Source organism: Sphingobacterium faecale (assembly GCF_016746095.1).
GTDB lineage: Bacteria > Bacteroidota > Bacteroidia > Sphingobacteriales > Sphingobacteriaceae > Sphingobacterium > Sphingobacterium faecale.
Window position 1 is genome coordinate 46,949 of record NZ_JAERTY010000004.1, and the last position, 12,868, is coordinate 59,816.

The 12,868-nt window shown below is 41.2% G+C and carries 7 protein-coding genes; all 7 read right to left on the reverse strand.

Features of this window, described 5'->3' with window-relative positions; genetic code table 11:
• Positions 1-66: 66 nt before the first annotated feature.
• Positions 67-2,919 carry a M16 family metallopeptidase gene (locus JKG61_RS08235; RefSeq protein ID WP_202102501.1) on the reverse strand — a complete coding sequence of 951 codons (2,853 nt, stop codon included), beginning with the start codon at positions 2,917-2,919 and terminating at the stop codon, positions 67-69.
• 6 nt (positions 2,920-2,925) lie between these two features.
• Entirely contained in the window at positions 2,926-4,392 is a 1,467-nt protein-coding gene (locus tag JKG61_RS08240) for a RagB/SusD family nutrient uptake outer membrane protein (protein ID WP_202102502.1), read from the reverse strand.
• Between the two features lie 9 nt (positions 4,393-4,401).
• Positions 4,402-7,965 (reverse strand): SusC/RagA family TonB-linked outer membrane protein, encoded by a 3,564-nt coding sequence (locus JKG61_RS08245; protein ID WP_202102503.1) that lies wholly within the window; start codon positions 7,963-7,965, stop codon positions 4,402-4,404.
• A gap of 32 nt (positions 7,966-7,997) precedes the next feature.
• The gene (locus JKG61_RS08250) at positions 7,998-9,002 is read right to left on the reverse strand and encodes a FecR family protein (RefSeq protein WP_202102504.1); all 1,005 of its coding nucleotides are present in this window, start codon (positions 9,000-9,002) and stop codon (positions 7,998-8,000) included.
• Between the two features lie 93 nt (positions 9,003-9,095).
• Complete coding sequence (locus tag JKG61_RS08255) at positions 9,096-9,698, reverse strand: RNA polymerase sigma factor (RefSeq protein WP_202102505.1); 603 nt, start codon at positions 9,696-9,698, stop codon at positions 9,096-9,098.
• 529 nt (positions 9,699-10,227) lie between these two features.
• Positions 10,228-11,415 carry a type II restriction endonuclease gene (locus JKG61_RS08260; RefSeq protein WP_202102506.1) on the reverse strand — a complete coding sequence of 396 codons (1,188 nt, stop codon included), beginning with the start codon at positions 11,413-11,415 and terminating at the stop codon, positions 10,228-10,230.
• Between the two features lie 106 nt (positions 11,416-11,521).
• The gene (locus tag JKG61_RS08265; RefSeq protein ID WP_202102507.1) at positions 11,522-12,862 is read right to left on the reverse strand and encodes a DUF4832 domain-containing protein; all 1,341 of its coding nucleotides are present in this window, start codon (positions 12,860-12,862) and stop codon (positions 11,522-11,524) included.
• Positions 12,863-12,868 lie beyond the last annotated feature (6 nt).

Here is a 12,868-nt window from a genome sequence, read left to right on the forward strand (position 1 = left end):
TCAGGATAGACAAATCGATAAAATACAGGATTACCGGGGAGTGTAATCCTGTATCAAGTAGATGGCTTAATCTACCGACTCGGGCATTAAAATAAATTCTATTAGATTTTCTCCGCCCGTGTATTGTTTAGCAGCCGATTGTATGCTGTGGATAGTTACGGTATCCAGAAGCTGTATTTCCCTCAGCTCCTCATCCGGTACATCACGCTGCATATACTGTTCGCGTAGATAATATACCCACCAGACATTACTTTCTATCTGCATCTCCTTCATCCGTTGTTGAGCCACTTTGAATTTGTGAAGCTCCGTGGCGGTCGGCCCATTCTCTTTCAAATTGGTGATCTCCTCTATGCTTGCATCAATAAGGTGCCTTACATTATCGGGTGCACAGTTAAAACTGATGGTTATACTATATCCGGCCTTCGGAATATTAGTATAAGCTACACTTACGGTGGGCGTATAGACACCATTTTCCTGCGCTCTAAGCCGATTTAATATCCGGTAATTAATCACCTCTTTCAAGGCCTCGAGCTGCATATTTGCTTCGGCAGAGTAGGTATAATTTCCACTGTACACCAACTGCACACGGCTCTTGTCCTCTATACCCTTATGTATGATTTTGCGGATTTTTCCGGACGGTATTCTGAAACCTGCATCTATATAACTTTCTTTTCTGTGCAGCGCAGGTAGAGCACCTAGGTATTTTTCGACCAGAGGAATTGTTTCAGCAGCGTCTAAGGCACCCACCAGAACAAACGTAAAATCACTTGCATCAGCAAATCTATCTTTGTAAAACTGATAGGCATCATCCATCGAAGCATCCCTTAAATCGGTGAGTCCATTTTTGGTTTTACGGGGATTATAATTGTTCAACACGGCTATAACGGTATCCTGAAATACCTGTGTGGGATTTAACGCTCTATTGGCCATACTCGCTTGATGCTGTGAAATCGTGGAAGACCAAGCGATAGAATCTTTACGCGGCTGGGTAAATAACAGATAGATAAGCTGCATGGCAGTTTCCAGCTCGGCAGGGGAAGAATTGCCACTGACACTTTCAGTAAACTCGCTGATAGCGCTGGAAACATTGACAGAGCGACCGCTCAGTACCTTATTCAACTGCCCCTTTGATAAATCACCAATACCACTGCGATTGACAAAAAGTGCAGCCACAGAAGCCGAAGAATAAATAGAATCAGGAGCATGGGATGTACCACCATAGCTATAGCCGTTGATAATAATCTGATCATTTTTAAAAGGAGTAGGTTTCAAGATCACTTTGACTCCATTTGTGAGTATAAGCTCTGTGACGCCAGTTTTCGGATTTTCCTTTTTTAAACTCACCTGGCCACCTAATGGAATCTTTCTGAGCAAAGGCGTAGTTACTATATTATCCTGATAAGGGGTTATGCCCTCGCCCGCGGTATTGATCCAGCTGAGCAACATTGGTTCATCCGGCAATAGATCCTTATCTTTTTCCGGTGCTTCCACAATGACTATTCGATTGTCCGTCTGATTTAAAGCCACAATCAATGCGTTCAATTCTGCTATATTAATATATTGAAGGTTTTGCTTAATGAAATTATATTCGTAATCAATCCCTGGAATGGCGGTTCCTTTTAAAAAGTGTGCAACATATTCATTGACATATCTGGACGAGTTATTCTTATTTTTTTCTTTCCATTGTCGTTCTATCGTGTTGAGCAAAGATGTTTTTGCTCTTTGAAGCTCCGTTTCCGTAAAACCGAATTGAATAGCCTGTTCATTGATAGCGAGTATCTGCTTGGTGGCTTGCTCAAGTTGCCCAGGCTTGGCGGTCACCGCTATAGTAAAAGCATCAATATCCGCGAGGAAATTTCCATAGCCAATAGACCCGATTAACATTGGTGGATTTTCTTGCTGTCTCCATTCGGCTACTCTACCTCCCAACATGCGATTCAAAAGACTTCTGGCGATGGATTTTCTCAGATCTTCCGCCGTTTTTATTGGCGTACCCTGATGACGGACAATCATCTGAAATCTGGTACTCGTCTGCTCAGGATCGGTAATAACCTTGACCTTGGTGGACAGACTCGGAGGAATAGAATAGTTAACTCTCGCTCGCTCGCTTTTAGGATTTTTGAGTTTGGAGAAATTTTTCTTGATCAGGTATTCTACCTGTACCGGATCGAAATCTCCTACCGCAATAACAGCCTGCAAATTGGGACGATACCAATCCTTGTAAAACTGCTTTATGACATCAGGCTTGAACGTTTTCAATATTTGCTCTGTACCTATTGGCAGACGGGCAGCATAATGTGAATCATTCAGAAGTAATGGAAGGGCTTGCTGCTTAACCCGTTCAGCAACGTTTTTGCCCCTGGAGCGCTCTTCTTCCAGGATTATCCCACGTTCTCTATCGATAGCATCTTCGTCAAACGTCACCAGTCCTGCCCAATTGGCCAATATACTGAAACTCTTTTCGAAAACCTGTAAATCATCCGTAGGAAGAGGCAGTTTGTAGATCGTCTCATTGAAAGAGGTAGATGCATTTACATCTGCTCCAAATTTCACTCCTGCTTGTTGTAAATAGTTGATAAGCTCATTTTTTGGAAAATCACGTGTGCCGTTGAATGCCATGTGTTCTGTAAAATGAGCCAGGCCCAATTGATTATTATCCTCCATAAGCGAACCGACATTTACTACCAAATTTAATAAGGCTCTTTTAGAAGGTTCTGTATTTTTACGGATATAATAAGTCAATCCATTGGCTAGTTTGCCTATTTTAACGTCGGAATCTACAGGCAGCAATGATTGTGCAGCTATAGACTGCTGGCTCGCATTTTGAAACTGCACTGCTCCAACCTCTGCTGTCCGCTGCGCCAGTGAAGGCGTAGCAAACAGCAGTGTTAATGCAGGTATTAAAAATCGAATTGTCATACTTTATTACTGATTATTTGGCATTCCCTGATTCGCGTTAATTACGCTCTGTGGGAAACGTATGGCCAGCCTCTCTGGCCGTAATGTATAGGTAGTAGTCTCTCCGGTCGCTGCTACATATTTATGTCTGTAAGGAAGATTGTCCGCAAATAATGGATCGCGGTACAAGCGACGCATATCGAACCAGCGATACCCCTGCATAGCCAATTCTCTTTGACGCTCCTCGATAACAAAGCGGATCAATTCATTCTGATCTGTCGCCCCTACTGCCACACTACCTGCTGGCATTCTATTTTTGCGCAACATTTCTAAATCCGCCTTGGCTCCTGTGAGATCTCCTGTCCGGGCCTTGCATTCTGCACTGATCAGATACATTTCGGCCAGACGCACGCCATATTGAGTATTGTAAAAACCAATGGCACGCATCGGTGCCGGCCTCCCTGCCGGATTGGGTGAAGCAATGCTCCCTCCTCCATAGGGTTGATTGGAAAAAAGCTTAAGTCTCATATCATTAGCTTCGTATAAAGCCGCGGTCTCGTCGGATAGGAGAATATCTGCACCATTAAGGGACCAACTGTTGTTAAAACCCCGGTCGAGTAAGGTTTCTTCATGTAGATCCCCGGAAGGTACACCGCCCAAGTAAGTTTTGGGTGTAGTGTTTTTATTATATCCCCATGTGCCGCCTTCTGCCAGCGTCTTATTAAAGTCGTATAATGCCACCGTAAAGTTTGTCGGAAGATGACTAAACGCATTATTGACCTGAGTAAGTCCTTCGTCAAATTTTCCCATAAACATATATACCTTAGCAAGAATAGCTTCGGCAGCCGCTTTAGACATCCTTACGCGGGCGGCCGATTGTGGTGGTAACTCTTCAATTGCTTTTTTCAGATCGTCTATTATAAAATCATAGACTTCGGCTACCGAAGCACGCTTAAATAGAGTTTCGGCAACATTGGCTTCTCGGATAATAGGATAGCCTAGATCTGTTGCTGATGTAGATTCATCGTAAGGTAGACCAAAGAAATTGATCAATAAAAAATAAGACCAGGCCCTGTTGGCACGGGCCTCTGCCCGTAGTTCTTTTTTAAACTGTTCTGATCCTCCATCTGAATCCATGACCTCTTCTATTATCTTGTTGTAGATATAAATTTTGGGCATCAATAAGCTCATCTCTGAAGCATTGTCATCAGGTTCGTAAACATCATCTTCCCATCTGAAAAAACGTTGGGTCCTTAAGGTCGCTTTGGCGTAAAGTGGATCGACAACAATCGCATCGTCTCCCATAATAACAGCCGAGGTCGGTAAACCAATCCGGATTGCCCCCCAATTGAACATAAGGTCATAATCCGAGGTTTTGGAAGCGATGAGTTTACCCTTTGGATTAACTTCTAGAAAGTCATTTTTACAGGCACTTAGTGTGGCGAACATCGTAAGCGCTAGTACGATTTTATTTGCAAATAATAGCTTTTTCATAATTTCAAGTTAAAATGTTAGATGAGCGCCTAGTGTTACTGTCCCTTGATTTCCCGGCATGTTTCTTACACCTGAGCCTGCACTCTGAAACTCAGGATCAATACCATAGTCATTCGCTTTCCACAACATAATATTAGATACCTGAAGGCGGAAGCTCAATCCATCAGCTCTAACAGTATGAAGGAGTTTTTTGGGCAGACTATAGGAAAGTGTGATATCTCTTAACTTGATATACGACGCATCCACCACATTTTTGTCCGCAAGGTAATAGTAGTTAAGCTCACGGGGATCGGTTTTTGCACTATTATAAGCAGGAATATCTGTAAAGGCTTCATCTCCCTTTTTCATCCAGCGATCGGCAAAATCAGCATGCACATTGCCTGTGGTAAGAGACCCCGCATTCGGCACTAACCGCCCCCCTGAATAGAAACGATTTACATCTCTACGCATCACAAAACCTAGATTGTAAACCGCATTAACCTGTAAGCCGAAGTCTTTGTATTTAAAATCATTTCCAAAACCGCCTGCCCATTTTGGTTGGAAGGTCCCCATGTATACAATATCTTCGGGTGTTGCCACATTTTTGGCGGTACTAAGGGTACCATCATTCAGTCTAATCTGGGGTGTTCCCTCCTCGTTTAGTCCTGCATATTGATAAGCAAAGATAGAATAGGCGGAATACCCTTTTATAAAGCGTTCTTCTACTTTTTTACTGCCCGTCGTTATTGCAGTTTTAGAATAAAGATCGAGAACTTTGTTTTTATTGTAACCTAGTGTTAACATGGTACGCCAGCTAAAGTCTCTGTTACTGATATTTAAGGAATTTATATTGAGTTCTATTCCGTTGTTTCTCAATGCACCCTGATTTCCTTCTATGGAAGCAAAACCTGTAAATGGATTAATCTGCAACTCGCCAATCAGATCCTCTGTTTTCTTATTATATACATCTACAGATCCATTTAAACGCTTGAAGATGGAAAAATCCAATCCGACATTTAGCGTTTTCGTAGATTCCCAACTCAGGTTTCTGTTACCGGGAGTGGATAAAATCAATCCCCGTCCACCTGGAAAAATAGCATTGGTCTGTACACTGAATATATCATGAGATGCCGCACTTCCCGGTCTCGGCGAATTACCCGTCACTCCATAGGTCGTACGGACTTTCAGGCGGTCTACCCACGCTATGTTATCCATGAAGTCTTCTCCACTGATCATCCAGCTTGCACCTACACTCCATACCGGTCTATTTTGAGCTGACTTGTCTTTACCAAAAAGATTAGACTCATCTATCCTCCAGCTCCCATTTATGGTATACTTAGTCTGGTAGGTATAGCCTAGATTGCCATAGTAAGAAATATAGCGAATGTCGTCTTCTAAGGACGTGAAGTTCTTGATATCTATTTTATTGTTACCAGTCCCTCTAGGCAATACAGCTCCCGCTACCCCAGTAACAGCGAGTGTATTATAATCTAACTGAGCAGAGGTACCTAACTGTTCATCATAGCCTCTCACGCTGCTTCCATTGGCCGTATAGAATGTCTTTCTGATCTCATGTCCCAATAGCGCTGAGATCTGATGCCGCTGATTGTCATAGGAATCATCAAACATTAACTGATTTCGTATATTCCAGTTTTCCTGGAGATGATTATTCACATCAAAGATAGCCCCCCTTTCCGGAAGGAAATAAGTAGGGTTGGCTGTGGGACCTGTAGCGGGTTTGGTAAACTGAGCCAGTTCTTTTCTGAAAGTAAAACTTTGGTCATCGTCAAAGCTTTTAGTCTTAGTATTCCCTTTTACTAATCCATAAACACCCTGGAACTGCAATCCTTTAACTAACTTGACATTCAAACCTGTATTTATTCTAGCTAATATCGCATTGGCACTAGTATATCCGCTATCCCACTCGTCTAATGGACTGTAACTTAGATCCAATCGACTTAGGTTTTCATACTTCTCGCGGTCTCCATCGGGCAACTGTAACCAGGACATGGACATATTATCGCCCTCCCCGTCCCTGAACAAAACATAAGGTAGGAACATGTTGTTTGGAGTGGCTGCTCTTTTTGACTTGGATGTGGTATTGGTCAGGTCCGTAATCAAGTGCATCTGGATTCTATCAGAAAATTTAAAATCCTGACGTAGATTGACTTTGTAGTTGTTACTGTTACGTCCCGGAGTGCTACTTTGATTTCCTGTATAGGCTGCTGACCCATAAAAGCCATATTTATCACTTCCTCCTCTCAACGAAATGGTATGATTAGTAAGTAGCCCGCTACGATAAAACAGATCGTCAATCTGCTGTTGGTTGCTGGTATTCGCCAGATCATGCAGTTGCTTCTCATAAGCTGTTCTTTGCTCGGCAGTAGGCGGATTGATCTTATCATTTAGTTTGTAAAGTAGCTCCTCGTGCAAAGGCACAGGCTTCCATGTCGTCGGGCTGTACTTACTCACAGAAGCGTATGTATTGATGACAGGATCAAATATATCGGTAGCAGCCTGTATAAACTGCTGGCTTGTTAATACTGGCAGATAGTCTGTCTGTGGTCTGCCCTGAAAATTTATAAATCCATCATAATCTATTTTGATCTTACCTGTATTTCCACCCTTTTTTGTCGTAATGACGATTACGCCATTAGCTGCATTGGATCCCCAAATAGAAGCAGCTGTCGCGTCTTTTAAAACCGTTATATCCTCTACATCATTAGGATTTAGTGAGCTTATATTCTCTGCATCAAGTACGACTCCATCAACAACAAAAAGAGGAGATGCTGAACCATTGATAGAAGTAAGCCCTCTGATCAGCATAGTCTCCGTCCCAGGTGCATTATTTATAGTCAGCCCCGGTACCAATCCATCCAATCGCTGTACAATACTCATGCTCGATGAACGATTTTGAAAAACACCGATATCGGGCTTTGAAAAAGATCCAGCACTGCGCTCGCGCGATAAAGTCTGATACCCCGTAGATACGACTTCGACATCTTGTAATTGATGGACATCAGCATCCATTGTGATATTTAACACACCTTCTGGATTGGCTTTCCCCTCTCCCGGTTTGAAACCCACATAGGTAAAGACAATAATATCATCTTTGGTCGCTTCAATGCTATAATTGCCAGAGACACCAGAAACTGCTCTAGCGGACTTACCTCTGATAAAGACATTGACACCAGGTAAAGGGCGACCATCTTGGTCGGTAATTGCACCATAGACTCTCCCGGCAAAAGCAGCTGGTGTACTCGATCCTTTATTTTCAGTCAAAGACCGCTGATCTTTCTTAACAATGGCGTAATGATTTTCACTTACATACAGAAACAGAAGATCGTTGGCATACAGAATGTCCTTCAATAACTCTTCCATAGACTGTCCCGGTTCTTTTTTCGTGCTTGCTGTAGTGGTCTTGCCCCGTAGAATCTCTGATTCGTAAACAAACTTGGTTTTGTAGGTCTGTGTGATGTCCCGTAAGGCTTCAACTACAGAAACTGTTTTGTTGACCTGGCCTTGGACCGGCTTAATAAGCAGTATGGCCAGTACCAAGTACAGAATTTTAATCAAATTATTAGTTATTTTCATTGTACTTATAATATTTAGGTTATTACTTTTCTCTATTTGTTAGCTCTGTGTGTTTTCAATATAATGGTATCCCCCTTTTTGTAAACTTCTGCATTTAAAATGTTGGCGATTACAAACATGGTGTTATCCTTGTCTCCCATAGGGACAACACCATCTATAACTCTCTCCATCAATGTAGTATCCTCTAAAACAACCCGTTGACCATAGGTATCTTCAAAATCCTTAAGGATACTGCCGATCGTTGTATTATTGGCCAGTACTTTCTTCTCTATCCAGGCGGTATGTACTTCCGGAACAGTATGGCTTTTTAATACTTTGCCACTACTTTCTTCATATCTGAATATTTCTTTGGGCTTCATTAACGTAGGCGGCACAGTTGTAAATGAGGTGCCCCGGACTTCAATCTTGCCTTTAACCAGCGCAACCGATGTCACTCCACGGCGCTCTTTGATGTTAAATTCGGTCCCCAGAACGGCGACACTGAGGTTTTTTGTCCGAGCAAAGAATGGCCTGCCATGTTCAACAGCGAAATAGGCTTCTCCTTTTAATAGAACTTCTCTATTATCCTTCCAATTATATGCGCGAGGATATTTCAGCTCGGTATTTGCATTTAAAAGGACCTTACTCCCATCGGGCAAAATAACCTCTTTTGTGGTTCCATAGGGAGTAACTATAGAAATAGTCGAATTAAAAAACCATACGGAGAATGAAACTATAACCGATATCGATGCTGCTGCGTACCATAGCATCCGCTGTTTTCGTTTTATCTTAAGCCGTCGCCCATCTTCAAGACTTTGGTTGATATCGTTCCATAATGTATCCAAAAATTCCTTTGTGGGAACTATAGGTGAAGCAGATAGGATTACGCGTAGTTGTATTTCAGCTTCCAGATAAGCAGAAAGATTTCGGGGGCTGCTGTCTTTCCATCTTTCCCAATAGGCCACGTCTGCCTCCCTGTTATATTTGATGGCATTTATAAAGGAAACATCGTCAAGAAAATCCGTGCAGCTATAGCTTTCGTGTTTTGGGTTTATCATGTCTAAATAATGACTATTTATAACATAACCTGATTCCATGGAAAAACACCCCATGAAATACAAATTATTTTCAAAAAAATTAAAAAAAGAGAATTAATGAGTCTTGATTGAGGTAAACAACAGAAACAGGACGACAGAAAGAGGAAGGTTCATCAGTTCGCGTAAAGCTTCCAGCGCTCTTGCTGATAACTTATAACTCGCTTTAACAGTTATATCCATTACGACAGCAATCTCTTGGTAGCTCAGTTCTTCGAAATATCTTAGATAAAGAATTTCTTTTTGTCTTGGTGTCAGCTGCCCCAGGGCTTCCAATAGTTTTTTAGATAGTTCCTTTGATTGCTCCTTGTGAATAAATTCAGACTCTAGATTGAAACTCAGATCGAAATCCTCAGCCTCAGAAAGGTCAGCTTGTGGCATCCTGTTCTCTATTCCTTTAAGGGTATAGATTATATTACGAAAAGAGGTGATGAGGTAATACTTTATATTATCGGTATAGCCAATGGTCTTTCTCCGCTGCCACAGCTTTACAAAAAGCTCATGAATGGCATCCCGGGTTTCTTCTTCGTCCTGCAATAGACGCATGCCATAAGCATATAAATTTGACGTATAACGATTGTAAATAAACGCAAAAGCTTCCCTATCCCCATCTTTAAACAGTTGCCATGTCGTTGAATCATCTTTAAAAGTAAATTTCATCAATTGCTGAATTATTCTAATGCGTATGCTTATTGGTATATCGTCCGAAAAAAATACTTCACGGATTTTATAATTGTTCCTAAAAAATTAGCTGCACCTGTGGGATAATCCTAAAAATCCTTTACAAGTATACAAACTACTTCTTGTATCTAAAACTACTTTTCGATGTTCAACTATTCACTAACAGCCTACGTAACATTACTTTTATGACGGGGGATAAAATTCATTATATCTGTCCGTATTTTATAATCAAACATTAAGGCTATGGTGGCAGAACCTTGGTTTTTCTAATCTAAACGACTCTTAGATTACTTCAAGAAGACGGTGGTTCTGCTGCTATTCTTCTAATCCATATATCAGATTTCCATATCCTGTGATGCGAAACAATGTATCCATAGGAAAAAAAATGAGAATAAAGCGTTATAGCCGCATTCTGACTCGCCTTATGGAAACTGATACCAACTTAACACAATTACAAAAATCTATAGGAATGGCAATAAAAGATATTCAAATATTAGCCCTTGAATTTTTAAGGTCGCTCGATCTGGCGAATAAATGTTTTTAAGTCTATTATCCCACTGCGCTGGATCTCCGAATAGGTGTGATGTAAAGGTGAAGGTATAATCAACTGCAGATTTTGTGCAGCCATTTCATCCGTCTGGTTTTTGCTTATGGAGGGTTCTAATGTTATTAGATGTTTCCGCGAAACTCTATCCGCTTCTGAAAGTACCTGACGCCAACGGTCTTTTGCCGTAGTCTTTACACCGAGCATATATAACCGGTCCATAGGAAACTGCATATCAGCATATGCTTTTATGGATGGAAAAACAAAGTCGGGTCGATTATTCCGTTCTGTTTTTGCTCCTTTTGAATAGGGAATACCGTGAATATCAAAAATCCTCTTCAAATGATTCTCAAAGCTGTGACCGGCTCGGGATTTGCGCCGATTGATCACTGTTAACGCAAATTGAAGGAAAGCATCTACATCGTTTCTGAAACCCGCTCTAATTTTATCTCCTACAATAGCTCTCTCAAAAATCCGTAGGAGGTCTCCCTCCCTCTCCCACCATTCGATCAATGCATGATCAGGATCATCCAATACATAGACATTGTCAACAGTGGATCTGGCAAATTCAGAAAATATAGCCGTAGAGGGAAACGTCATTCCAAACCGGTCCAGCATCATGGTCAGATAGTCGACCTCATGCTCAGGCTCTGTTTCGATTCCCAATAGCTCCAAAACGTACTTGCCCGCAAAACCTAAATCAGAATAGTCTTTGCGAAAATCTCTCACTATAAATCTATTGTCTACCTCTTCTAAACCAAATAAATATAAAAGCTGCTTTTCTGCTGTCGATCCAGAGGTAGCGACAATAATCAGAAGCTGATCATTAACATCCTTACCTAGTACCACTAAATCGCCCACCGAGGAGTTGGGGACAATTTCACTATCTGAAAAGTACAATCTAAACTCGGCTGATCTATTCGGATTATTTTCCCGTACATCGTACCAAGTAAATTCAGACTGATTGTTGAGAACATGATCGGAATCATCTGAAAAATAAATTACCCGGCCAGAAAAAGGACGTCTATCAATCCCTAATATCTCTCTAAATTTGTTTATACCGTTAAATTCGTGCTGATTAGAATGGATTTCAACCCGACTCAACCGCTTAGCCGCTATCCCCACAAAATGGTCGGACAATTTTACACTCATATCAATTGAAACAACAGATTAAAAAGACTGACATCTCCCTAAAAGTAAGGAAATGTCAGTCTAATTCCAAAATAGTTTCCAATAGAGGAGAGTATGAAACGAAAACTCAGTATTCTATTTTTAATATATATTGTAAATCATTCCATCCTTTATCCTCTCGCCAGATATTTTTATTTGCCAGCTGCAAATTATACGCTTTATTATCCTTAAGGCTATCCGATGCATCTGCTATACTGATAAATATATTATATGCTCCCGTTTTTATGGTTTTAAGGCATATATTTCCTTCCCAATTTAGATATTGTCCTGGCTTACATGCACGCAGATCGATGTCCAAAGGAATCATATGTATATCGCTACTGAGCCGATTCTGAAGAATTAACTTGACTATCTTCTTGTGGTAAATAGGTGCATAACCATCATTAAAAAACTGTAATGAGATGCTGTGATTATGCCCCTGATGTAAACTGGCCGGAATATGGCTACTTATCAACCTAAACCGGTAGCCCAACCGGCGACTAATCGGTTCGAAGCAGCCCGACTCACGCCAACCATCCAATGTTGGACCAAACCAATCTAAATTGAGATACGTCCACCTTAGATATTCCAGTTGATGTTGGCTTTGCTGGCAGTCCGGATCAAAACCATCAGTGGGTGGGCAGGTTTCGCCTCCCACAGGTACAGACAATCCTTCTTGATGGATAAAAAATTTCTCAGCTGAAATATTCTCTAAACTATAAGTACCATAATCCGTACTGTTCGATAGAAAGCAATCGTTATGGTGTCCCACACGATCGCTACTGACGGATTGTTGTAAGATGTTATCAATTGTTGACGAATCGGATTGAAAAATACGCTTCTTGATTGCAGGTGTGCGTACCTGAACCATAATTGATTCAGGTAATGCTGTCAACAATTTAAATAAAATAGCACGCTGATTTTCTAAAGTCGTTAGATTGTTGCTAGAACTATGCCACTCTCCCCACGCCCCAATAAACCCCGCTTGTACAAACGGAATAATATCTTCATTTGATTCTAACAGCGGACTTAACTGGTCTATATGCCGTAAGACAACTGCTAATGGCGCATCTTCCCCTTCAATATCGTCTGTATAAGCAAACCGAACTATCACTTTAAGCCCTTGTCTTCGAATAAGCCTGAAATCGTCAGCTATGCTTTTCAGTTTGGCTTTATTTATCTTCGAGGCTCTAAAATCATTTAAATAGATAATCCGTAGAATTGTAGTTACATTTTCATGCCTTAGTAATTCAAGCTGTTGTATGCTCAGTTTATTATTATCCCTTAGGGTGCTATAAGTATGAATAAGTCCACGCTCGGGATTACCAAAAATCTCATCAGACCCCGTATAATATTGCAGTGTTGAATCGCACAATGCTTTATCATTCTCCCCATAAATATGAGCGGTTACGAACAACAACGTTCCCATTAAAAT

Excerpts from the sequence above, each read along its gene's own strand:
- JKG61_RS08255 (WP_202102505.1), bottom strand. The coding sequence starts at position 9,698 with ATGAAATTTACTTTTAAAGATGATTCAACGACATGGCAACTGTTTAAA.
- JKG61_RS08260 (WP_202102506.1), bottom strand. The coding sequence starts at position 11,415 with ATGAGTGTAAAATTGTCCGACCATTTTGTGGGGATAGCGGCTAAGCGG.
- JKG61_RS08245 (WP_202102503.1), bottom strand. The coding sequence starts at position 7,965 with ATGAAAATAACTAATAATTTGATTAAAATTCTGTACTTGGTACTGGCC.
- JKG61_RS08235 (WP_202102501.1), bottom strand. The coding sequence starts at position 2,919 with ATGACAATTCGATTTTTAATACCTGCATTAACACTGCTGTTTGCTACG.
- JKG61_RS08250 (WP_202102504.1), bottom strand. The coding sequence starts at position 9,002 with ATGATAAACCCAAAACACGAAAGCTATAGCTGCACGGATTTTCTTGAC.
- JKG61_RS08240 (WP_202102502.1), bottom strand. The coding sequence starts at position 4,392 with ATGAAAAAGCTATTATTTGCAAATAAAATCGTACTAGCGCTTACGATG.
- JKG61_RS08265 (WP_202102507.1), bottom strand. The coding sequence starts at position 12,862 with ATGGGAACGTTGTTGTTCGTAACCGCTCATATTTATGGGGAGAATGAT.